The organism is Vibrio sp. C8 (assembly GCF_054051265.1).
Window position 1 is genome coordinate 1 of the sequence record NZ_JBPAOE010000007.1, and the last position, 23,330, is coordinate 23,330.

Annotated in this window: 17 protein-coding genes and 2 tRNA genes; 7 read left to right on the forward strand and 12 right to left on the reverse strand. The window is 42.7% G+C overall.

The window, feature by feature from the left end:
* Positions 1–362: 362 nt before the first annotated feature.
* The 4 genes from ACRQQK_RS04130 to ACRQQK_RS04145 all read right to left on the reverse strand — a co-directional run bounded on the left by ACRQQK_RS04130 (position 363) and on the right by ACRQQK_RS04145 (position 2,853).
* Positions 363–1,157 (reverse strand): slipin family protein, encoded by a 795-nt coding sequence (locus ACRQQK_RS04130; protein WP_457510173.1) that lies wholly within the window; start codon positions 1,155–1,157, stop codon positions 363–365.
* Positions 1,150–2,508 (reverse strand): NfeD family protein, encoded by a 1,359-nt coding sequence (locus tag ACRQQK_RS04135; protein ID WP_457510174.1) that lies wholly within the window; start codon positions 2,506–2,508, stop codon positions 1,150–1,152. The genes ACRQQK_RS04130 and ACRQQK_RS04135 overlap by 8 nt, the downstream gene beginning before the upstream one ends.
* A gap of 169 nt (positions 2,509–2,677) precedes the next feature.
* Positions 2,678–2,751: transfer RNA gene (locus tag ACRQQK_RS04140), tRNA-Cys, on the reverse strand.
* 15 nt (positions 2,752–2,766) lie between these two features.
* Positions 2,767–2,853 (reverse strand) — tRNA-Leu (locus ACRQQK_RS04145).
* A gap of 354 nt (positions 2,854–3,207) precedes the next feature.
* Between ACRQQK_RS04145 and ACRQQK_RS04150 the strand changes: the two genes are divergently transcribed.
* Complete coding sequence (locus tag ACRQQK_RS04150; RefSeq protein ID WP_457510175.1) at positions 3,208–5,133, forward strand: methyl-accepting chemotaxis protein; 1,926 nt, start codon at positions 3,208–3,210, stop codon at positions 5,131–5,133.
* A gap of 139 nt (positions 5,134–5,272) precedes the next feature.
* Positions 5,273–6,259: an LLM class flavin-dependent oxidoreductase gene (locus ACRQQK_RS04155; protein WP_457510176.1), complete on the forward strand. Its 987-nt coding sequence runs from the start codon at positions 5,273–5,275 to the stop codon at positions 6,257–6,259.
* Positions 6,260–6,375: 116 nt separating this feature from the next.
* Here ACRQQK_RS04155 and viaA read toward each other — a convergent pair whose 3' ends face one another.
* Both viaA and ACRQQK_RS04165 read right to left on the reverse strand, forming a co-directional pair.
* Positions 6,376–7,821 carry an ATPase RavA stimulator ViaA gene (gene viaA, locus ACRQQK_RS04160; RefSeq protein WP_457510177.1) on the reverse strand — a complete coding sequence of 482 codons (1,446 nt, stop codon included), beginning with the start codon at positions 7,819–7,821 and terminating at the stop codon, positions 6,376–6,378.
* A gap of 8 nt (positions 7,822–7,829) precedes the next feature.
* Positions 7,830–9,488, reverse strand: coding sequence for an ATPase RavA domain-containing protein (locus ACRQQK_RS04165; protein WP_457510178.1), 1,659 nt, complete (start codon positions 9,486–9,488; stop codon positions 7,830–7,832).
* A 285-nt stretch (positions 9,489–9,773) separates the two neighbouring features.
* Between ACRQQK_RS04165 and ACRQQK_RS04170 the strand changes: the two genes are divergently transcribed.
* The 3 genes from ACRQQK_RS04170 (at position 9,774) to ACRQQK_RS04180 (ending at position 12,388) form a co-directional block, all read left to right on the forward strand.
* The gene (locus ACRQQK_RS04170; RefSeq protein ID WP_457510179.1) at positions 9,774–10,292 is read left to right on the forward strand and encodes an NUDIX hydrolase; all 519 of its coding nucleotides are present in this window, start codon (positions 9,774–9,776) and stop codon (positions 10,290–10,292) included.
* 25 nt (positions 10,293–10,317) lie between these two features.
* Entirely contained in the window at positions 10,318–11,322 is a 1,005-nt protein-coding gene (ltaE, locus tag ACRQQK_RS04175) for a low-specificity L-threonine aldolase (RefSeq protein WP_457510180.1), read from the forward strand.
* Between the two features lie 322 nt (positions 11,323–11,644).
* Complete coding sequence (locus ACRQQK_RS04180; RefSeq protein ID WP_457510181.1) at positions 11,645–12,388, forward strand: TetR/AcrR family transcriptional regulator; 744 nt, start codon at positions 11,645–11,647, stop codon at positions 12,386–12,388.
* 63 nt (positions 12,389–12,451) lie between these two features.
* On the opposite strand, the gene ACRQQK_RS04185 is transcribed toward ACRQQK_RS04180, so the two are convergent.
* A complete protein-coding gene (locus ACRQQK_RS04185) occupies positions 12,452–13,720 on the reverse strand; it encodes a DEAD/DEAH box helicase (protein ID WP_457510182.1) in 1,269 nt (422 codons plus the stop codon).
* 105 nt (positions 13,721–13,825) lie between these two features.
* Positions 13,826–14,407, reverse strand: coding sequence for an acyl carrier protein phosphodiesterase (locus ACRQQK_RS04190; RefSeq protein ID WP_457510183.1), 582 nt, complete (start codon positions 14,405–14,407; stop codon positions 13,826–13,828).
* Between the two features lie 279 nt (positions 14,408–14,686).
* On the opposite strand from ACRQQK_RS04190, the gene ACRQQK_RS04195 reads away from it, so the two are divergent.
* Both ACRQQK_RS04195 and ACRQQK_RS04200 read left to right on the forward strand, forming a co-directional pair.
* Positions 14,687–15,889: an aromatic amino acid transport family protein gene (locus tag ACRQQK_RS04195; RefSeq protein ID WP_457510184.1), complete on the forward strand. Its 1,203-nt coding sequence runs from the start codon at positions 14,687–14,689 to the stop codon at positions 15,887–15,889.
* 193 nt (positions 15,890–16,082) lie between these two features.
* On the forward strand, positions 16,083–17,507 hold the full coding sequence (locus ACRQQK_RS04200; RefSeq protein WP_457510185.1) for a methyl-accepting chemotaxis protein: 1,425 nt from the start codon (positions 16,083–16,085) through the stop codon (positions 17,505–17,507).
* 102 nt (positions 17,508–17,609) lie between these two features.
* Here ACRQQK_RS04200 and galE read toward each other — a convergent pair whose 3' ends face one another.
* The 4 genes from galE to ACRQQK_RS04220 form a co-directional block, all read right to left on the reverse strand.
* A complete protein-coding gene (galE, locus tag ACRQQK_RS04205; protein ID WP_457510186.1) occupies positions 17,610–18,626 on the reverse strand; it encodes a UDP-glucose 4-epimerase GalE in 1,017 nt (338 codons plus the stop codon).
* A gap of 73 nt (positions 18,627–18,699) precedes the next feature.
* Complete coding sequence (locus tag ACRQQK_RS04210) at positions 18,700–20,676, reverse strand: diguanylate cyclase (RefSeq protein ID WP_457510187.1); 1,977 nt, start codon at positions 20,674–20,676, stop codon at positions 18,700–18,702.
* Positions 20,673–21,170, reverse strand: coding sequence for a YfiR family protein (locus ACRQQK_RS04215; protein WP_457510188.1), 498 nt, complete (start codon positions 21,168–21,170; stop codon positions 20,673–20,675). The genes ACRQQK_RS04210 and ACRQQK_RS04215 overlap by 4 nt, the downstream gene beginning before the upstream one ends.
* Positions 21,160–23,178, reverse strand: a complete 2,019-nt coding sequence (locus ACRQQK_RS04220; RefSeq protein WP_457510189.1) for a TonB-dependent receptor plug domain-containing protein — start codon at positions 23,176–23,178, stop codon at positions 21,160–21,162. The genes ACRQQK_RS04215 and ACRQQK_RS04220 overlap by 11 nt, the downstream gene beginning before the upstream one ends.
* Positions 23,179–23,330 lie beyond the last annotated feature (152 nt).

Sequence of the window (23,330 nt, forward strand, 5' to 3'; positions counted from 1 at the left end):
GCCGGACTTGAACCGGCACGACTCGAAAGTCGAGGGATTTTAAATCCCTTGTGTCTACCAATTTCACCACCAGGGCAACGCATAATGCGATGGCGACACCATCTGCTCACCACATTGCTGTGTGAACGAGGCGTACTGTAGCGGATTATTTTATCCGGTCAACAAAAAACTTTATCTTTATGAATTGAATGCTTAGAAAGCGAACCACACAGTATAATTGATGTTCAGTTGCTAAAATTTATGCCTAAAAATCGCTCCACCGAAATCTTAAAGATAAAACCGTAAATTAAAAGTAATCACTCAAATACCGCACAGTGATTGATGAAGTTGGTAAAAAGCCCTAGTTCAAAATGTACAACGAGTTATTTGTCTTTGTCTTCACTACCTTTTGATGGTGGCTTGAAGAGGCCCTCCATCATAGAAGTTGGCATAGGGAACAAAATAGTCGAACTTTTTTCGGCGGCGATTTCCGTCAATGTTTGCAAGTAACGCAATAATATCGCATTAGGCTCTTCAGCTAAACGATTCGCAGCTTCAACCAGCTTTTCTGATGCTTCCATCTCACCAGAAGCATGAATAACTTTTGCCCGACGAGTCCTTTCCGCTTCAGCTTGACGCGCTATGGCTCTCACCATTGACTCATTCAGATCCACATGTTTAATTTCAACATTGGAAACTTTGATCCCCCAGCCATCCGTTCGAGAATCAAGGATCTCTTGTATATCGGCATTTAGCATTTCTCGATTCGCCAGCATCTCGTCCAATTCATGTTGACCTAACACAGAACGCAATGTCGTTTGGGCAAGTTGCGATGTGGCCTGTAGATAATTTTCTACATTGATGATCGCTTTTTGAGAATCGACCACGCGAAAATAGATAACAGCATTGACCTTTACTGACACATTATCGCGGCTAATAACATCTTGGCTGGGTACATCCATAACTACCGTCCGCAAATCGACACGTACCATTTGTTGGATCACCGGAATAACAATGATCAAACCCGGACCTTTCACCTTTTGAAATCGACCAAGAAAAAAAACCACGCCACGTTCATATTCGCGCAGAATACGGAATAGACGCACCGCGATGACTATCACCAACACCGCAAGTAATACTGGAGTCAGTAGTTCAGTGTTTACTGGAATATCAGGCATTATCTTCACTCCTTGACACTTTTTTCACTTTTAACGTCAGTCCATCTACCGATTCAATACTGACGATTTCGCCCTTATTGAGTGGATGGTCACATATAGCCTTCCAACGCTCACCCTCAATGTTAACGTATCCGTGGCGTGCAAAGTCCTGCGATACAATAGCGTTATGACCAACTAACGCTTCCTCACCACTCACAACCTTCTTGTGTCGCAGTTTCATGAGCATTTTAAGCACGAAAATAATCAAAGCCGCGGAAGACAAAGCTATCGCATAAATCAGAGATGCCGACACCCTTAGCTCAGGTAAATCACTATCAATTAAGAATACTGAGCCAAGAACAAACGCGGCAATTCCCCCAGCCCCAAGAATGCCAAAACTTGGGATCAATGATTCAGCGATTAGTAACGCCATCCCAAGTAGCATCAGCCCAAGACCAGCGTAGCTAACTGGCAACAACTGGAAGGCATACAAAGCAACAAATAAACAGATTGCACCAGTAACGCCAGCCACCCCAAAACTTGGACTAAAGAACTCTAGTATCAAGCCATATATACCAATCATCATCAGAATATAGGCCACGTTGGGGTCAGTAATTGTAGATAGAAATTTATTACGTAAATCAGGCTCTCGAGACTCCAATATTGCTCCAGAAAGGTCCAATACCACATTTTGATCATCAACTTTTACTTCAACACCATTCAGTTTGAGCAGTAAATCCTCAGGAGACTCCGCCATCACATTAATGACGTTGAGTGCTAACGCTTCCGTGGCTGAAAGCGTTTCAGCATTGAGTACCGCTTTCTCTGCCCACTCTACATTGCGTCCACGTAACTGAGCCAACGAGCGAATGTAAGCAACCGAATCATTGAGAATTTTCTTTTCCATATTCGTTGGCTCATTGGATTGATCTTTCTTATCTTCTCCTGGAGTGGCTCCCCCAATTTGTACCGGTGTCGCGGCCCCTAGAGTCGTCGCAGTAGACATTGCCGCAATATGACAAGCATAAAGAATGTAAGTACCAGCGCTGGCAGCACGGGCTCCAGGAGGATAAACCAAACATAATATCGGGATCTTTGACGCTAAAATATGCTGATTGATGCTTCTAAGGCTTGAGACAAGTCCACCTGGGGTGTCAATAGAGATAATGATTGCAGGTGAGAGTTTGCTGAAATTGGCTCGCTGGATTTCTTTGATCACATAATCCCCAACAGCAGGGCCTATTGCTCCACTGATAGAGATGACTGGAACGGTTGAAGAAGACACCTTCTTTTCATCTATCGGTTCAGCCGTCGCCAATGCAAAAAAGCTTAGTAGTCCCCAAATGAGCCCTACTATCACCCGATGATACATAGTTTATTCCAGCTTTGGATGTACTTGTAAGTGTAGTTGGAAATTAAGCCGTGAGGAGTTGAATAATAGTTTAAAGTCGCAGAACAACAGAAGAGTGAATCGATATCAAAGGGACTGGATGTCCATTCTATCAATTTCGAATAAAACCAGCATAAGCTGGGAAGGAAAATGGAGGCGCGTACCGGAATCGAACCGATGTACACGGATTTGCAATCCGGTGCATAACCACTCTGCTAACGCGCCTTATTGGGAAGTTGATGGTGCCCCGGGCCGGACTTGAACCGGCACGACTCGAAAGTCGAGGGATTTTAAATCCCTTGTGTCTACCAATTTCACCACCAGGGCAACGCATACTGCGATGGTGACACCATCTGTTCACCACATTGCTGTGTGAACGAGGCGTACTTTAACGGATTCATTTCGTTGGTCAACAACAAATTCTATATTTTTCAACCAAATGGCTAAGAAGCCGCCATAGCGAATAGATCATAGACAACTCGAACCGTTGCTGATCAAACTTATACGCTGTTAAGTAGGAAAAATGACTAAAAATCGCCTACTTTTTAATTGATGCTATTCTCAATAATAAACATTTAATGTCTTTACGATATCGGCAACATCAGTTTAAAAGAGTGGGATTTTTCGTCGCTTTGCAGGTACTTATCTGATGGGCAACGGAACTGCGCAAGGGTAGATGGAATGATGAAAAAAACATTTGGATTAAAACAGCTGTTATTAATTTCAGTGATGTTGCTTGTGGGTGCGTCAGTCTCCATCACCAGTTACATTGCCTATATCAAACAGTCTTCAATGATCACCAATATGATCAATGATTCGGGAGAACAATACACCGCGGGCAAAGCGCAACTTGTAAAAACATTCTTGGACGAAAAAATCAATGGTGTCGAGGGCATAGGTCGATTGTACAAAGAGGCGTCCTTCCCCGGTAGTAGTGCTGATGATTACGTAGCCTTAGCGGAACTTTTTGCAACCGCTTTGGCAACAGGAAGCTCATTTATCGGCTTTGAATCGAATGGTGATGCATATTGGAACCAAGAATCTGAAGCTTGGCCAAACCACAAGCTCAACGGAGATGTTCGCACACGGAGTTATTATAAAGATGGTCGCCAAGCTATCTCTCCAGCCATTACCGACCCCTACCCTGATGAATCGAATCCTAACATCTACTGGATTAGTATCGTCCAAAAGGCGAAAGACGGCATGATAGGTGTCGATATGCAGCTCGGTTTCCTTAATGAACTGGTTGATAACTCTACAGCGCTGAAAGGCTCAAGTGCCATGATACTCAACCACGATGGCACGGTCATAGCAGCCTCTAAAAGTGCAACAATGAAAGCAGGCGACATCGCTTCCCAAGTAGACGCTTATAAAGATGTCGCTCAACAAATTGGTAAAGTGGAACATTCAATATTGACGTATATGAATAATGGGCAAGAAAAAATCCTGTTTTCTCGAAAAATCAATATTGCCAACAAGAGTTGGTTCTATGTTATCGAACAGAATAAAGACATGGCGTATGAAGAACTCACGGCATCAAAGCAATCCGCCATCATTATTTCTGTCACTGCGACAATATTGAGCGTTGTGATCGCGTTTATTGTTATCCAGGCTCTTTACCGACCTATATTAAGTTTGAAAAAAACCATATTAAATCTTGCCAGCGGTGAAGGTGACTTAACTCAACGTCTTGATGTTCATTCTAAAGACGATCTTGGTCAGATTGCTGAGGGCGTGAACCATTTCATCAGCCATGTACAAAACATAATGCTAGAAATTCAAAGCTCTTCTCAGGCATTACAAGAAAATGTGGAACAGATGAAGACGCTTTCTGAGCATAATTCCGCCATGCTTCATAACCATGTGGTAGAAACAGAACAAATCGTGACGGCACTTGAGCAAATGAATTCTACCGCCAGCTCAACCGCTTCTGATGCTTCAAACACGTCGAATCTAACTCAGCAAGCACAAGACAGCAGTATCGAAGCACGAAATATTGTGGGTCGTTCTCAAGCTACTGTATCGGCATTGATTGAAGGTGTTGAAGCCTCTTCTGTGCATGTACAAAACATGAGTGATGAGACTCATAACATTCACTCCGTCCTCAATGTTATCAGTGACATTGCTGAACAAACTAACCTACTGGCACTAAACGCCGCTATAGAAGCAGCGCGTGCAGGAGAACAAGGACGAGGCTTTGCTGTCGTTGCTGATGAAGTGCGTAAACTTGCCAGCAGAACGAAAGACAGCACCGCAGAAATAGAAAACGCGATTTCTAAATTACTTCAAGGCAACGAAGTGGTCGTAAGCTCAATGACTGACACAAAACAACGCTGTCAGGATACTGCCGAAACATCGGAGCATGTCTCTTCCAGCCTAGATGTCATGAGCAACTACATTAATGAAATTAATGACTTGAGCATGCAAATCGCTACCGCAGCAGAAGAACAAAGCAGCGTGACTCACGGCGTAAGTAAAAGCATGAGCGAACTCAATGAAATCGTGAGTGAACTTGATATGACAGGCAAAAAGACGTTACAAGGTATGAGCGATATTAACAACATAAATAAACGTCTGGTTGAAGTCATCAGCCGTTTCAAACTTTAAACATGCCAATTCAATTGCTCTATAGCCACCTTCATCAAGGTGGCTTTTTTAGAATATTTCCTTCGAAAAGTCATGGTTTTTATTGGACTCGGAAAGGTGCATAGTGTGAGCATGATTTTACAGCAAGAATAAGTACGTGATGTCTCTACCTAAGCTCTCAATTTTAGATTTGGCGCCTGTTTCTGAAGGCGCAGATTTCCACACAACGTTTCAACATACCGTTTCACTTGCACAACATGCCGAAAAATTAGGCTACGAGAGATTCTGGATGGCGGAACACCATAACATGCCCGATATAGCGAGCGCAGCGACTTCTGTTTTGCTTAGCCATGTTGGCGCACATACCAAATCTATTCGTCTAGGTTCTGGCGGGATCATGCTACCTAACCATGCTCCATTGGTTATTGCTGAGCAATTTGGTACTTTGGAAGCGCTCTACCCGAATCGTATTGATTTAGGTTTAGGCCGTGCTCCGGGAACAGACCACTCAACCATGCATGCTCTACGAAGAGAACCAGATCGAATGGATCCCGATTTCGATGAACTGCTGGAAGAGTTGCAGTTTTTTATGGGACCAATTTCTGACCACCAGCCAGTAAAAGCTTATCCAGGCAACAATTCTAAAGTGCCAATTTGGTTGTTGGGCTCTAGTACCTACAGTGCTCGTCTAGCGGGAATAAAAGGACTACCCTTTGCGTTCGCCGCGCATTTCGCCCCTGACGCTATATTGCGAGCCATCGAAATTTATCGTGATAACTTCCGACCTTCAGATCAACTTGATAAGCCTTATGTCATGATCGGTGTAAACATCATAGTGGCGGAGACAGATGCGGAGGCCCAGTATTTGGGTACTACTGAAAAGCAGAAGTTTCTTTCCATGATCAGAGGTGGGCGAACCAAACTTGCGCCTCCGGTGAAAAATATGGAACCGCTTTGGCTACCCCATGAGAAACATCATATTCAAACTCAACTGCGCGAATCCATTCATGGAAGTGCTGATACAGTGAAAAGCCGAGTAATGGACTTAGTCGCCAGAACCCAAGCTGATGAGATTATGGTCAATGCAATGATTTTTGATCATGAAGCTAAGCTACGCTCTTACGAGTTACTGGCGAACATCGATTAAAAGTACTGAATAAATCGTCTTAGATACAACAAAGGGAGGTGACAACCTCCCTTATCTTTTTCGGATTTTACTAGCGTTAGTTGTTGCAGCTAAGTGGCATTACTGCTGAATATCGGTTACCACTGCTTTGCTATACGTCCAAAGATATTCGGATGATAACGCCAGCAATGGTCAAACATACTCATTAATTCAGGGTTACCATAGCGTGACAAACTGATGGCATGAAAGCGATTTTTCGCGGCCTTTAATCCATTAACCTGAGCGAGAATTTCTTCATTCTGCTTAGGTGCAATAAAGTCTGAGATCACCACTAAGTCGGCATTCTTGTATGTGCCGTCAGCCATTAATTCCACTGACTTTTTCAGCACAGGCTCTAAGTCTGTACCACCGTGGAAGGAGTAACTCAAAAAGTCACTCACTTCTCGCAATCCATCTTGCTTGGTCAATTCATAAGTGATGTGCTCTGTGGAAAACAGCATAACATAACAATCACGATCTTCGGCTAAAGCAATTTGCATCAGTGCGTAAGCCATCGCTTTGGCACACTGCTCAGGAAAACCATGCATCGAACCAGAAGCATCTACACAAACGATGAAAGGCCCTTTTTCGATATCCGCTTTTTTGTTGTCTGGCTTATGCGCCCGAACTTTTCGAAGTGTGCGTGACTTGCCCTGCATTCGGTAGTTCATCAAACGCTTATCAACTAAGTGTTTATAGAAAACCACTTCAAGCTCTGGGTAAGCAAGAAAAAGCGTTTCATTTGGCAGCATCTTATTGAGATCGTCGCTCTCATGAATTCCGACGATATCGTCGGTTGCTTCATCGGACTTTTCCTCTACCATTTGTGGCTCTTCGGTAGGCGCGCGATTTAGATCAGGATCGTCAACATCACTTGCCATCCGACCTAGCTTTTCAGCTATCTCTTGCAACGCTTGATGCTTTTTCAAAAACTCGGCATGACGCTTCATTACCATAAGATCACTGCGGCTTAACTTGGCAGATGCCATATCCCACAGTTTGCCAACACTACTCTCATCGCCCGATTCAGTAATCTTGTCCATATTACGCATGGTTTCCATGCGTTGATATAGATCCGTCAGAAGCTTTTCTTTGTTCGCTTCCAGCTCCATCACCTGAGCTTGCTTAATCGCATCGCTAAGTGATTTATACCATTGGTCACAGAAGAAATGAGGAAACATAGGATTGTGAATACCTTTGTTTTTCTCCATCAAACGTCGTGCTTGTAAATAGAAAGCGGAGTGCCATTCAAGCTTTTTGATTACATCATCAATGCGGTCAAAGAATGTCTCTTCGTCCCAATGAATCACCTCTTGATAGTAACCAAGCTCTTGCTGAAAACGCTCTGTTTCGCAAACACGTGTGATGCGTTTCTTGACGCTACCACGCCATTTCAATAAGTGATTTTTTACCGTTGAGCGAACACCACGATCTTCCGCCATCATCATCACTTGTGAGCGAGCAAGAAGATCGTTAACAGCGGTATCAATAATGCCGCTGTCTGCAATCATAAGAGCGAGGTTTAATCCATCAGCGCCAAGCATGATGCCTCCTATTCAAAAAACTGAGTGAGGTTTCGATAACGCTGTGCACTTTTCTCACATTCAATTTGTGTCGCTTCCAACTGCTGTTGAAGCATTTGTAATGTTGCTTCCATCGCTGTTGGTAATGTTGGATCGATAAAGTTATGTGGTAGAGCTCCATGGAATGTTGAGCGTACTTTACGTAAATGATGTTCAGCGTGTTTTAGCTGCGCCATCGCTTGCTCTGTTTTTGCCAACCAGTCTTGGTACAGTCCTTCGTCCAATCCCTCTTTTGTCACTAATGACACCATGACAGAGCGGTTGGCGATATCTTTAATCACCAGATTGTTTGCTGCATCTACATCGAATTTGATTCGGCACATGTTGGTGTTTTGGTTGACGTAACCATAGACATCACCTTCACCATCTTTAATGACTCTTTCTAAATCACTCTTTGGAACATACACCCAACGGCTGTCCCCTTTTTCTGACTCAGACACCGACATGTTGCTTTGCAATAGAACCAGCTTAACGAGATCATAAGCCGCACCGACTTTATAGCTCTTGGCACCCTTAATATCGTATTGATTGGTGACTTTTTTCTTAATCAAGCCAGTAGCTGTCTCAAGCGACAACATCATGCCAAATTCCGATTCCAGCTCGTCCTGAACCGCTGCTAATTCTTCACGGCAAAGCGAAATTTGATGCTCAACTTCCATTTGATCAAACGCATAACGCAGTGCGAACTCTTTTACCACACCATGAACCACTTCACGTGATTCAGGGCTGTTCCATAAACAATCTTGCAGTAACAAAATATCCAAAGGATTAATCGCATCACGACCATTGAAGAAGGCACTCGCCTTCAGCAACTTAACCGCCTTCTTCCAACGTCGGTCAGAGACATACATGTCATGGGTAGACAACTTGCTGTCTTCTACCGCTGATTCCAACATGTTCTTAAGTTGATAGAGTTTTTCAAATACATCATCGCTAAGAGTGAGACTGTCTAACTGTTGCTGCCACAGATGATATTCTTGGTCTGTGATCGCCAAACCTTCAGGAATACGCGCTTCTTGTGGCGTACCAACTGTGAGCATGGATTTGAAATTCTGTTTGTTCTGAATTCGGTTGACGAACACTCGCACTAGCATCCGGTCATACAAAGCTTCAAGACCGCTGTCTTCATCAGGCAATTCGTTGGATGCAGAGATCAACAAACGCATTGGTACACGTTCAATATCACTGCCATTTTTAAATGTTTTTTCGTTAACGACCGTAAGAAGCGTATTGAGAATGGCTGGGCCTGCTTTCCAAATTTCGTCAAGAAAGACAACCTGCGCGGTAGGAAGGTAACCCTTGGTTAAGCGAACATATCGACCATTATCTTTCAGTTCTTGGATACTGAGTGGGCCGAAAACTTCTTCAGGCGTGGAGAAACGGGTCATCAAATACTCAAAATAACTGCTGTTATCAAAAGCTTGAATGAGTCGTTTCGCAATAAGACTTTTTGCAATACCAGGAGGACCTAAAAGGAAGACACTTTCACCAGCGAGTGCAGCCAGCAAGCAAAGTTTAATGGTACTTTCTCTTTCGTAAACCCCATCAGAAAGAGCTTTGGAGAGCTTATTAATGCGTTCTGACAATAACGCTTTTTGTCCATGAGAGGCTTGAGTTGGACTGATCATGCTTGCGCTCCTAAGCAATACCTAAATTCGTTCTTATATAAAAGTTTATACATTTGTTATCATTTAGTTACAACTATAATCCGAATTTGGACGGACTGTTATATCAGATCTGCCTTATGTGCAAAATGATGCAATCATAGTTTGCACTTATGCGACGCACACCTCATAACGACCTTATGAATTTTCAACGTTAAATTTATTTCCGATTGAGATTCTGCAATCAAATACGATATGGTAGGCGTACTACGCCAAAGTGGCTCTCCTCCACCGATAAGAACTATTTGTATGAGCATTACCATACACACGTGGAAACGCATTTCTCTTGTTGAAGAGAATGTCGCTCTTCCCAACGGCAATAACGTCAAACACACAACCATTGTGCACCCCGGTGCCGCAGTTATTCTTCCGGTCACAGAAGACAACCAGATTGTCATGATCAATCAGTTCCGACCTTCGTTAAAAAAGTGGCTACTTGAGCTACCTGCGGGAACAATTGAGAACCAAGAATCGCCTCTTGTTTGCGCTCAACGAGAACTCGAAGAAGAAACCGGCTACAGTAGCGATTCCTTTATTAGTTTAGGTCAATTCACTCCTTTAGCGGGTTTCTGCGACGAAATTCAGCATCTATTTATCGCAAAAAACCTTGTCAAAACGTCAAGGTATAGCTGCGATGATGATGAAGTGATTGATGTCATTACTTTCTCTGTGGCAGAAATAGAGCAAAAGATCATAAGTGGCGAGATTACAGACTCCAAAACTATCGCTTGCCTGAGCAAAGCGAAGCTATGTGGATATTTACAATAAGTTAAGTTGGTTATAAGGAAATAAGATGGATTTTCGTTCTGATACTGTTACTAAACCTACTCAAGCCATGCGCGATGCAATGGCTCGTGCCGAAGTCGGCGATGATGTTTATGGTGATGACCCTACTGTTAACGAACTTGAAACATGGGCAGCAGAAAGACACGGCTTTGAAGCTGCACTGTTTACCACGTCAGGAACGCAAGCAAACTTGCTGGGTTTAATGTCTCATTGCGATCGTGGCGATGAGTATCTATGTGGTCAACAAGCGCATAACTATAAATTTGAAGCCGGTGGCGCTGCGGTATTAGGCTCAATCCAACCTCAACCAATCGAAAACAATCCTGATGGCACGATTGATTTTGCCAAGCTAAAAGCAGCAATTAAGCCCGACGATTTTCATTTCGCCCGCACTCGCCTATTGAGCTTAGAAAACACCATTAACGGTAAAGTCTTGCCAATGGAGTATTTAAAGCAAGCGAGAGAGTTTGTTGATCAGCATAATCTAAAACTGCATTTAGACGGAGCGCGCGTTTATAACGCAGCAGTGGCATTAGATACTGACGTAAAGAACATTGCCCAGTATTTTGATTCTATGACCGTTTGCCTTTCTAAAGGTTTATGTGCACCTGTCGGATCTTTGCTTTTAGGCAGCAAAGAATACATTGCTAAAGCAAGACGTATTCGAAAAATGCTCGGCGGTGGTATGCGTCAAGCGGGTATTTTAGCAGCGGCTGGTAAACTTGCTCTCACTGAACAAGTAGCTCAGCTTAAAGTCGATCATGACAATGCAAAACACTTAGCCTATGGTCTTGCTCAACTACCGGGATTCTCATTAAACCCAGAGTGGGTTCAGACGAACATTGTGTTTGCAAAAGTTGATGAAAATATCGATATCAATACCATTGCTAAGCAACTCAAGCAGGACAATATTGTTGTATCTCCGAGCAATCCAATTCGATTTGTTACTCACCAAGATGTTAGCCGTGAAGACATTGATCTGCTGCTCAACAAACTAAGTTCTTTACTTTAGGCTTTTCTTATCAATAATCCTCTTATGTTGCGTATCAGCGCACAATTGGATTATTGATAACTCTCTTTTCCGTGAAAACTTCCCAGTATTCTGGTAAAAAGTCGCCCATATACAGCAATCTTTGAATAGGGCCTGTTACCGTTTTACGATGGTTATTACAGCTATTTTTGAGTGATTTATACATGGCCACGATGACGCTCTGAAACACTCTTAACATCTAAGTAATAACGCAAAAGAAACGACTCAGTAATGCTACCCGAAGGTTCGGTTAAAAGGCTTTAATCGAACAAAGTTTAACCTTACAAGGTCTACAGACCATAATATGACTGATAAAAAACAAGGGCGTCGAAGCGCAGGTGATGCCCATAAAACTCGACTGCATATTCTCCGGGAAGCCACCAATTTATTTTGCGAACTAGGCTATGCTCGTGTTTCTTTACGTAATATCAGTGAGAAAGCGGGTATATCACACAGCCTGATACGTCACCACTTTGGCAGCAAAGAAAAAATATGGCGTTACATTAGTGATGGTATGCACAGTTATATGGAATTTTACTTACGTAAAGTGTTGTCTGAAATACCTGATGACACACCTGTAAACGTAAAACTCTATCGCTTTACAATGCATCTGCTGGCTCACAGCCTAATCATTAAACAACCGATCCAATTTATAGCTGACGCAGTACGTCAAGAAGGAACCTTGTTTGATTACTTTATTGATACCGCTGGCGAACTAGAAGAAATTATTGAAGGCTTAGCCGATCTGTACAACAAAGAGTACCCAAACGCGCCGATTAAAGTATGGGAGATAAAGTGGCAAATGATCATGTTTAGCCACGGTGCAGCAAGCTTAACTCCATTTATGAAAGAAACATGGGCAGATGAAACGCGCGATTTAGACGTTTGCCTGTTGAAACATTGGTCATTATTCAACGACATCATGATTCACAAATTCAGCATCACCGAGCAAGATGTTATGCGTCCAAACAGCGTAAAAGAACTGGTGTATGAAGTCCGTTATGACTGGGAAGAAGAGTGCGAAAAACGCATTAGCGCGAATCAATAGTATAAGGGCTGAGTTATGCAGCCCTTATGGTTATACTCGGAGTTGATTTAGCTTCCTAACTGTCTACTTTTTCTTGCCTCTGCTGGCATGTATTTTCAACTTCGCTTTCATTTTACGTTTCTCCGCCGAGCGACTGTTGCGCTTTGCAGGTTGGCTATCATCAAAAATTGGTTCAATACTCGGCTCAAATCCCTGCAACCACTCTTGCGGCAACCTTTCATCTAATAAACGTTCAATCGCGTGCAATAACGGCTCTTCGTCTTGACTCATCAACGATACTGCTAAGCCTTCTTTACCTGCTCGACCAGTACGACCAATTCGGTGTACGTAATCTTCAGCTTTAAAAGGCATGTCGTAGTTCACCACTTGCTCTAGCTGTTCAATATCTAAGCCTCGGGCAGCAACGTCTGTCGCAATCAGTGCACGTATTTTACCTGCTTTAAAGTCATCAAGCGCTTTCTGTCTTGCTCCTTGGCTCTTATCACCGTTGATAGATGCTGCTTTTATGCCGTCAAGCTTTAACTCTGCAGCAAGCGCATCACTGCCCTGCCTTGTTTTTGTGAACACTAGGACTTGTTGCCAGTTTCTTGAACCAATTATATAAGCAAGCAACTCTCTCTTGCGCTTTTTGTTCACTGGATAAACCATCTGCTTAACCGTCGCCGCTGTTGAATTACTTGGCGATACCTGTACTTCAACAGGTTCCAACATCATTCGGTAAGCGAGTTCTTTGATCTTTTTATCAAATGTTGCGGAAAAGAACAGCGTTTGACGAGCACGATTCAGCTTACGAAGCACTCTTTGAATATCTGGCATGAACCCCATATCCAACATACGATCGGCTTCATCCAGAACCAAAACTTCAACCGTACCCAGATACAGCGTTTTAACATGGGCATGATCCAACAGACGACCCGGCGTAGCGATAAGAATATCTGCACCGCCACGGAGATTATCAACCTGTACTTTCATACTTGTGCCGCCATAGGCAGTCACAATTTTGATGTTTTGACCTTTGGCATAAGCGGTCAAATTATCAAAAACTTGTTGCGCTAACTCACGGGTTGGTACCAACACCAATGAACGAATGTCTTTACCTTTTCTTTCAGGATCAGAAGGATTATTAATAAAACGCTGTATGAGAGGCAAACCGAACGCAGCAGTTTTACCCGTTCCCGTTTGAGCACCAGCCAACACATCACGCCCTTCTAATACCTGAGGAATTGCCTGCGCTTGAATAGCCGTAGGAATTTCTATACCAATACTGGCTAGTGTTGTCACTAAGGCAGGTTGAATACCTAATTCTTGAAAGGTAGGAGTTTGTTCAGACATCGGATACCAATTAATTAGCTTTATAATTTTCATTACCTAGCAAGCACCAAGGGTGTCTTGAGAAACACATAAAAACATTGCTGCTAGGATGGGCGGCGGATTGTATCAAAAGCGAATGCTTTTGGCTTTCTCTAATACTTGTGGATAGAGTGAAAAGAAAAGCGATTCTAGCTCATGATAGGAACCTTCAAGGCTGGCATAACATTCCGAAAGAGGTTTCATTCTTTCTCTTCGCAATGACATACGTTGCAAAGCAAAATGAATATTTTCAAAATCAGCGTATGACTCTAACCAGCGCCCTTGCCACATTTTGTCGCTCACCAGCATATATCGCTCGGGCAAGGACGAAAAATGGTAACTTTTAACGGTCTTCTCCGCGTCCAGTACAAACTGTCGTAAAGAGTGTGAGTGAAACCGCTGCCAATGTTTAGCTAAACAATGATCCCAAAACATATCTAATGCGATGGGTGAGAAACGACGAGTCGTTGATGGGAACAATGCTTTAGCGATATTCATAACCTCATGGCTATCTGTATAGGCATCGACCCATCTATGAAGTCGGATTCCTTGCACAATTTCTGCTGAATACTGTTCACTCGGATTACCTTTGACAAAATCCCCCAACAGATTTCCGAGTAAATTGCTGTCAGATGCTTCTGCTATATGTAAATGAGCAAGATAGTTCATATTAAAAACTTGGACTCTTTCTTTGATTGTTCGTTTGATTATAAGTGTATTCATATTTAGTGGTTGAATTTAAAACCAAACACATACTCCATGACATTCACAACCAAAGACAGTGTAAATAATAACTTACACTAATGGAGTTTAATCTGTACAAATTGATTGACGTTTACAGATAAGTTCTACAAAATATCGAAAAACCAGCGAATACAACCAGTTTAACCGGTTAAAATTCGAACATAATCTTAAGCAACACAACTACAGTAAAAATAAGTTTACAAAATGATGAAATCAAAGCTTTTAGGCAGTACTTTGATTATTGCGGGCACCACAATTGGTGCAGGTATGCTTGCTCTGCCACTTGCATCCGCAGGAATTGGGTTTTCAACCTCTCTTTTTATCATGCTTGGTCTTTGGGCATTGATGTCATTTACAGCATTACTCATGGTGGAGATCCATCAATATGCTGATAAGGATGCGACATTACATACCCTAGCGAAACAAATTTTAGGCGATAAAGGGAAATGGGTGGCGACTTTTGCCATGTTATTCTTGTTTTACGCTTTATGTGCAGCCTATATCGCTGGTGGTGGCGCTCAGTTTACTCATCGCATCGCAAGTTTTACTGGTGCTGAAATCGATGGTCAAATCGGCACTCTGGTTTTCACTTTAGTCGTTGCTGCTGTTGTTACTATCGGTACAGCTACAGTTGATAAAGTTAACCGCCTTTTGTTTGCAGGAAAAATCATTGCAATGGTTGTGGTGCTGACGTTCCTTGCACCTAACGTAACACAATCATACTTACTCAGTATGCCTGTTGGCCAAGGATTGATTGTTGCTTCTATCCCTGTGATTTTTACATCATTTGGTTTTCACGGCAGCATTCCAGCAATCGTGAACTACTTAGATGGACATACACCTTCATTACGTAAAGCGATCATTGTTGGCTCAGCAATTCCCTTGGTCATCTACATCTTCTGGCAAGTGGTCACTCTTGGTGTAGTTAGTCAACCTGACCTTATTGGCAATGCTGGTTTGAGTGCTTTAATCTCAACGCTTTCTCAAACAGTTCATCAATCAAATCTGGGCAATATCATTGGTATCTTTGCCGATCTCGCACTGCTTACTTCGTTTTTGGGTGTAAGTTTAGGTCTGTTTGAATTCATGGGTGACACGATTCGTAAGAAAAACGGCGGCATGAATCGAATTGCGGCATCGCTTGTAACTTTCACGCCTCCTCTGATCTTTGCTTTGTACTACCCTCAAGGTTTTATCATGGCTCTAGGATACGCAGCTATTGCTCTTGCGGTTCTAGCTATCTTCCTGCCATTAGTCATGGTGGTTCGTGTTCGCCAAACGGCAACAGAAAACCATTACCAAGTTGGCGGCGGTAACATCGCTCTAGTAGCCACGGGCGTGGTCGGAATAATGATCATCGGTTCACAACTACTGATTACAGCAGGCGTGCTCCCATCACTGGGTTAAATAATCAATAAAATCGCACAGGGGCAAATACAGATGTATTTGCCCCTTTTTTAATTACGGAATAAGAGCCGATCTAAATCTCATTTCTAAAATTTATATTACATTTATTGCAAATTTAAATACGACGTATAGCACATAAATAGTAGGATACTAGCTACACCAGAATCTCTTAAATTTGCCTCTCGGAGTAACCATGAAAGAAGTTGAGTTCCGAACGATAGACCGTGTGTTTATCAAAATGTCTATCAACGATAAAATGTGGGTTGTCTTCACACTGTTTCTATTAGCGATCGCTAGCATCTCGGGCGCTCGCTATTTCGATACTTTGAATAACATTGAACAGCAATCAAAACACGCTGTTGAATACAAACTGCAAGGTATTGTCTCTCAATCAAATATCAACACAGTTGCTGGTTTGGAAGTTCGCTCATCACTGAGCGACACTCGATATAACAACGGTGTTGTAACAGCGACTGCAAAAGCATCCGATGGCAAAATTTATGCGCTTACCGATGATTTTGCTAAACGTGAGCAAAATGCCCGCTCGGAAGCCTTCACTACGTTCTTACTTTCATTTTTATGGGTGATTCCGTTCGCTATTTTTATCTATTGGGTTGCGACATTTATCGGTGGGGCTCTTTGGGTTCTTTACACTACGACGCAAAAAATTGCTGAAGGCGACTTAACTTCGCGTTTAGGATTCCACGCTGGCCGTGATGAGTTTGGTACTATCGGCTGTGCATTAGATAACGCAATGGATACCTTGACGGATCTGGTTGTCGCAGTAAAAGACAACTCTACAACCTTAAGCGAAACATCGGCTTCTTTTGCTGAAGAGATGCGCGAAAGCGAAACACAAATCCAGAGACAGTACTCTTCTTTAGATTCTGTAGCGACGGCAATGGAAGAGATGACGGCGTCAGCGCACGAAGTTTCAAACATTGCTCTAAAAGCGACGCAGCAAACTGAAAACGATTCTGAACAAGTTAGTAATAGTCACAATAGAGTTCAGCAGGCTATCAGTGAAATTGAACAGTTAACAGGCTACATTGCCCAAACGTCTTCTTCTGTAACGACGCTGAATGAAAATGCCATCAAGATTAACGATGTCATCACCACTATCAATGCGATTTCTGAACAAACCAACCTTCTTGCTCTTAATGCGGCAATCGAAGCGGCACGTGCTGGAGAACAGGGACGAGGTTTTGCTGTCGTCGCTGATGAGGTTCGGACATTGGCAAGCCGCACTCAAGCTGCAACGGTAGAAATTCAAACCATGATAGGTAAGTTGCAAAGTGAAACGCAGAACATTGCAAAAATTACCGATCAAACCGTCAGCCAAGCGCAAACCAGCAGTCTGTTAGTGACAGAGATCGGTAACGATGTAAACCTCATTGCTGAATCTGCAAACCTGATTAACGACCTGAGTATTCAGATTTCAACATCAGCAGATGAGCAAAGCTCAGTTGCAAATGACATCGCTTCTGAACTGAGTGATATTCGCAATCAATCAAATACCATTCGTGGCGTAGCAGAGCAGTCTTCTATTGGTATTCGTAACATTGCTCAAGCCACTCGTAACTTAGTAGAGACCTTGAGCCGCTACCGCACCAATTAATACAAAAAGATATTGTTTTGGAACTGCCCCAGCCTAAATTGGGGGCAGTTCTCTATACAAATAAAAAGCGGCCCGAAGGCCGCTTTTTATTTGTATACACCATTAGGCTGAAGGATAACCTTGCGGATTATTCGACTGCCAGCGCCACGTATCTTGAGTCATCTCTTCAAGTGTACGCAAAGCTTTCCAGCCCAACTCTTGCTCTGCTTTCGCAGGATCAGCCCAGCATTCCGCTATGTCACCTGGTCGTCTATCCACCAGCTTGTATGGCACTTGTTTGTTTGAAGCCAACTCAAACGCTTTCACCATATCCAACACGCTATAGCCTATGCCTGTGCCTAAGTTGTAGATATGTAAGCCCTCTCTATTACCTACTTTCTGAAGTGCTGCAATATGACCATCGGCCAAATCCATCACGTGAATGTAATCACGGACACCCGTACCATCTTTAGTTGGATAGTCGCTCCCAAACACAGAAAGAAACTCTCTACGCCCTACTGCAACCTGAGAGACAAATGGCATTAGGTTGTTAGGGATCCCTTGTGGATCTTCACCCAGTTCGCCTGACGGATGCGAGCCCACAGGATTAAAATAACGCAGTAGCGTAATGCTCCAATCAGGGTTTGCCTTCTGAAAGTCAGTCAGACACTCTTCCACCATGAGTTTACTGCGGCCATATGGATTCGTTGCACTGGTTGGGAAATCTTCTGTGATAGGTACAGATGCTGGATCTCCATAAACCGTGGCGGAAGAACTAAAAACCAATGACTTAACACCGGCTTCTCGCATCGCTGAAACCAAAACTAGAGTCCCATTAACGTTGTTATCATAGTATTCCAGTGGTTTCTGAACCGATTCTCCCACTGCTTTTAAACCCGCAAAATGAATTACAGCGTCAATTTTGTGCTCTGTGAGTAATTCCACCATCAAGGCTTTGTTACGAATATCACCTTCAACAAACTTAGGTTTGACCCCAGCTACTTTCTCGATGCGATCAAGCACTGTTGATTTACTATTGTATAAGTTATCCAAGATCACTGGTGTCATACCTGCGTGAATCATCTGGATGCATGTATGGCTACCGATATACCCCATGCCACCAGTCACTAATACGTTCATTATTCTCTCCATAAGAGCAGCCTCACGCTGCTTACCTAACCATTTATAAAATTTGTTGCCAACTGTACTGTATTTACATCAATTCTTGAGTTGATTTTTCAGCAAGCACAAATTGGCCTTTACCTAAATTCTTTGCCTTGTACATCGCGTTATCAGCCACTTTGATCATCGCGTCTAAACTATCTTCTCTGCTGTCAATGAAGTATACGCCAATGCTTGCCCCAACATTAACACTGTGTTGTTTGTATTGAATATCTTGCTCAATCAGCTTAATCAGTCGTTGTGACATTAGCTCGACACTTTGTCGCTCACTTGGATTAATCACAATGACAAATTCATCACCAGACAATCGGGCGACAAGGTCCTGACTGCGAACCTGAGAAAGCAATCGCTCAGACACCTGTTTTAGCACTTCATCTCCAGCCGCGTGGCCATAGGTATCATTAATCTGCTTAAACCCATCTAAGTCTAGGTAAAGCAAAGAGAATGGACGAAACGACACTTGGTTCTCGGCAATGATGTCATTTAGTACTCGATACAACTTAGAGCGATTAGCCAAACCTGTTAGTGAGTCATGATGGGCGAGGTATTCCAAACGCTCCATCTCTTTCACATTGGAAAGATCTGAAATAATGATGACCATATCCTGTCCTTTAGACAGATCAGATTTAGCAATGCGATTAACTTTGGCAAACAGCGGCACAAGATGACCATCCGTATGCCTTTCCCATACCTCTCCTTGCCATTGTCCAAAATCCGCCAACGACTGTTCGATACTTGGCAGCAAAGAGCTGAATTGATTCCAGGCCAAGACTTCATCAATCGGTTTGTTGACTACATCTTCGTTGCTGTAGCCAAGCAATTCGGTCACCTTAGGGTTAATCACTGTAATCACACCTTGGTGGTTGAGCAGAATTATTCCGTCTTGGCTGTTTTCAAACACGCCAGCCGCTAATCTTTGACGACGAAGAGCAACTTCAATTTCCGTCACATCTTCAATCGCGAACAAAGTTTGATCCGGTCTGGATAGCGGACGGCTGCTGACTCTCAGTAACTGCTGAGTATTATTGCCGTTTTGCCTGACTATGAGTTCTTCATCTAGCTGCTTATGTTCATTTAACGCTGAATCGATGATGGAATCGTTATCTACTTGTAAAATATCACTAAGATTTTGCCCTATTAGACCCAAAGATGAATGGTGAAAAACCCGACTAGCTTCGCCGTTTGACATGATAATTTCGCCATTACTGTTCACCACAATTAAACCATGTTGGACAGTATCGACCACCTCATTGGCAAACGACTTCTCTTGCTCCAACTTAGCGAGCGTATACCTGTCTTGTTCTTCGTGAGCCTCAATAGTGTCTAGCATGGTATTAAATGCACTCACCAAATCACCAATTTCATCTTTGGATTTGCAATCGATATCTACGTTTCGCTCTCGGTTATCAATGTATGCCTTCATCGCATGATTCAGCGAGTACACAGGCTTAACGATTAGCTTTTGAACTAACTGATAAAGTGCGATACCAGAAAGCGTCAATACAGTAAAAAAGAACAATGCATCATTAAGTGCTGTCTCATATATTTCACGTAAAGACTTTGCCGAAACCGTTACGCTTAAAGAAGCAACAGTCTGTCCTTCTATTTCAATTGGAACGGTAAGGTAAATATATTGGTCAGAGATAGCATACTCATTCTGCAGTACTTTCTTGCGTAGAGTCTCGTTGGGAATCGGTGCATCACTGCCCGCTTTCTCATACAAGGCAAACAACTGGTTTTCTTGATCAAACAGTTTAACCCGCACAACATCTTCGTCGACCGCAAAAGCGGACAGAATATCTTGAGCAATAAGTTGATCATCAAACAAAATGGCCGCTTGTAAGTTATAGGATACGCCTTTCGATAGCACATGAACGCGTTCGATTAGACTTTCCTCTTTCTGCTCAATGTCTTTTTGAAAACTAAACCACTGTGCAATACAGAAAATGGACGACATCAGAAAGAAAATCGGAAGGATGAGTTTGAATCTTAAAGATAGCGAGTTCATATTTTCTCCCCATCTTCAATGATAGCTATGCGTAACAAGCTGGAAGAGATTGAGTACGCACCAATATTGGTCATATAGACTTTCGGTTTAACTTTACCCTCTAGCGTCGCTAGTTCTATTGTTCCACCTCGCGCGCTAATTGATTGACTGTCACTAATGACAACCGTATGTGGTTTAACAACATCAAGATTTAACTCGCTCTGAGCGTCCACAAAGAGAATGTCACACTGTTCCCTATAAAAAGGAGTAACAGAAAGAGGGAGATGACGAACAGTTTTATCGAGCGTAATTTTCTTCAGCGTCGATACGATTTTATCGTTACCAACAATGCAGAACTCTATGTTTGTCATCTCACTTTCACTGTTCCAGTGGATGAAATTTGAAATACGGAAAATATAAACCGCTTTAATATCTGTTGGGTCATAAGCAGCATAAGATACGCTTGAAATGAACATGGATATCAATACAAAAGCGCGGCGTAAATTAAAACTCATAAGAAGCCTTTAGCACTCCAGTTTCTTCATTGATGGTGCTAATCCAATCGGTTCTATATCCATCTTTCTCCCCAATATTTTGCAAAATAAGTTCTAACCTCGGAGCCTTCGAATGTGCCCGCCACGCTAAGCGAGCATCAAAAGCAATATAATTTGGGATTTGCGGGTAATAATCATCGTACTTAATCGAGTGACCACGAACGATAAAATCTAACTTCCATTGAGGAGAAATATCCCAGAGTGTCTGTAAACTTGTATTGTGCTGAGCATCAATGTCATACCAGTTCTCAAAACTGCCACTGGAATAAGTCCCACCATTCCAGTCACCCTTAGCATGCAAGTAACTGTAACTCAGGTAGAAACGCAAATTCTCTAAAGCTAAATACCCTGCACTTAACTCCACGCCATGAGTATCAAGAGAATAGTCATCAGTTACTACTAAGCCAACCACCTGATCAGGGACGCCAGATATAGCAATATTGTCTCGTCCTCGCACATATTTATGTTGGCTTAGGAAAGCTATTGCATCAAATTCAAAGCCAGTGGCTGAATCATAACGATAACCTGCTTCATATGTACTCACGTTCTCGGGTTTCATATTGTTTTCTGCGAACATCACTTCCGCAAAGTATCTATCTTGATTGGCGTCATAGTAATTTGAGATGAGATAAGTGTTAGAAGTCAAATATGAAGGAGCAACAGAAGCACGCCCATAGCCTATCCATGCCGTTTGATTAGCATCTATTGTTAGCAGGGCTCGCAATTGAGGTGATACTTCAAACTGTTCCGAAAGCTCAAAGTATTCCAATTTAACGCCAGCTACTGTCTTCCATTTACTATTCCATGTTTTTTCAGACTGTAAGTATAAATTTGCAATACTATCCACATCTCTTTGCTCAAAAGCATAGCGTTGATAGTTCGGCAAATTATTAAAATCTATGCTTTCATATGGGTGAAAAAACTCGACTTCGACGAGACGATAACCGCCACCATAAGTGAGTAGATGTTCGTCATTTATCTGATAGTTATAGTTAAAATCCAAATCAAAGGTATTGGACAGTCCAGCATCATCTGCCATTTCATTCGAGTTACGTTCAAACCAAACCTGATAGTTTCCGACCAGTTTGTCAGAATGCTGTTTATCGTAACTGAGCTGCGTATAAAAGGAGTAGCTATCAACATGTTGTTCAGCAAGATCAACAGAATCTAAATAGCCGTTTAAGTAATGTAGCTGATACCAATCATGGCTATAAGTTAGACGTTCACCTCCAAGACGAAAAGCCCAAGCATCGCTATCATCATCTGATTGAGTGACAATACCCGCCGTCTCTAGAGTCCAGTCAGGGTAGGATTTCTTTCGGTCATTGCGAAGCTGACGTCTCTTGTAAAACGCTCTTGCGCTAACATCGTCGTTCAAATGCAGCCCATGTCTCACACTTGCATCATAGTCACCACCTTCTGCCCATTCAGCAGCTACATAAGTTCCTTGAGTCTCTTTTGCCGACTTTGTGATGATATTAACAACGCCATTCACCGCGTTACCGCCCCACAACGCTGCACTCGGTCCGCGAAGCACTTCGATTCTGTCTATATCTTCCAGTACATAATCGATGTCTGCCCAATAAACTCCTCCATAGAGAGGACTGTAAACACTGCGCCCGTCAATCATGACAAGCTGCTTGTTGAAAAGCCCATCGTGAAAGCCTCGTGCGGAAACGATCCATTCGGTATCTGAGAACTTGGAAACATGTAAACCCGGAACCAGTGCTAGAGCATCGGGGATAGTACGCGCACCACTTCGAATGATACGTTCATTACTCAACACATAAACTGAAGACGGGATATCCGCTAATCGCCGTGACGATTTAGTGGCTGTTTCCATTTGAACATTCAACATTGAGAGCTCTTCAATTGAGAGACTCATAAGATGCTCAAGAACATTGTCGTCAGCGTATCCTGCTGCTGAAATAAAAACTAACGTTGTATAAACACACGTCGCTTTTTTCATTTACGATCTCTTCCATGTGTAGGACGTTCAGTAGGGATTAATTTATTGGCTAAGCCAGTTATCAGCTAAGCAAGCTATCATCGTGTAATACATGCAATAAACGATGAGCTTTATCGCTGTTTATTTATAATTAATTCTGTATTTTATAGTAG

Excerpts from the sequence above, each read along its gene's own strand:
- ACRQQK_RS04130 (WP_457510173.1), bottom strand. The coding sequence starts at position 1,157 with ATGCCTGATATTCCAGTAAACACTGAACTACTGACTCCAGTATTACTT.
- ACRQQK_RS04135 (WP_457510174.1), bottom strand. The coding sequence starts at position 2,508 with ATGTATCATCGGGTGATAGTAGGGCTCATTTGGGGACTACTAAGCTTT.
- ACRQQK_RS04150 (WP_457510175.1), top strand. The coding sequence starts at position 3,208 with ATGATGAAAAAAACATTTGGATTAAAACAGCTGTTATTAATTTCAGTG.
- ACRQQK_RS04155 (WP_457510176.1), top strand. The coding sequence starts at position 5,273 with ATGTCTCTACCTAAGCTCTCAATTTTAGATTTGGCGCCTGTTTCTGAA.
- viaA (WP_457510177.1), bottom strand. The coding sequence starts at position 7,821 with ATGCTTGGCGCTGATGGATTAAACCTCGCTCTTATGATTGCAGACAGC.
- ACRQQK_RS04165 (WP_457510178.1), bottom strand. The coding sequence starts at position 9,488 with ATGATCAGTCCAACTCAAGCCTCTCATGGACAAAAAGCGTTATTGTCA.
- ACRQQK_RS04170 (WP_457510179.1), top strand. The coding sequence starts at position 9,774 with ATGAGCATTACCATACACACGTGGAAACGCATTTCTCTTGTTGAAGAG.
- ltaE (WP_457510180.1), top strand. The coding sequence starts at position 10,318 with ATGGATTTTCGTTCTGATACTGTTACTAAACCTACTCAAGCCATGCGC.
- ACRQQK_RS04180 (WP_457510181.1), top strand. The coding sequence starts at position 11,645 with ATGACTGATAAAAAACAAGGGCGTCGAAGCGCAGGTGATGCCCATAAA.
- ACRQQK_RS04185 (WP_457510182.1), bottom strand. The coding sequence starts at position 13,720 with ATGTCTGAACAAACTCCTACCTTTCAAGAATTAGGTATTCAACCTGCC.
- ACRQQK_RS04190 (WP_457510183.1), bottom strand. The coding sequence starts at position 14,407 with ATGAACTATCTTGCTCATTTACATATAGCAGAAGCATCTGACAGCAAT.
- ACRQQK_RS04195 (WP_457510184.1), top strand. The coding sequence starts at position 14,687 with ATGATGAAATCAAAGCTTTTAGGCAGTACTTTGATTATTGCGGGCACC.
- ACRQQK_RS04200 (WP_457510185.1), top strand. The coding sequence starts at position 16,083 with ATGAAAGAAGTTGAGTTCCGAACGATAGACCGTGTGTTTATCAAAATG.
- galE (WP_457510186.1), bottom strand. The coding sequence starts at position 18,626 with ATGAACGTATTAGTGACTGGTGGCATGGGGTATATCGGTAGCCATACA.
- ACRQQK_RS04210 (WP_457510187.1), bottom strand. The coding sequence starts at position 20,676 with ATGAACTCGCTATCTTTAAGATTCAAACTCATCCTTCCGATTTTCTTT.
- ACRQQK_RS04215 (WP_457510188.1), bottom strand. The coding sequence starts at position 21,170 with ATGAGTTTTAATTTACGCCGCGCTTTTGTATTGATATCCATGTTCATT.
- ACRQQK_RS04220 (WP_457510189.1), bottom strand. The coding sequence starts at position 23,178 with ATGAAAAAAGCGACGTGTGTTTATACAACGTTAGTTTTTATTTCAGCA.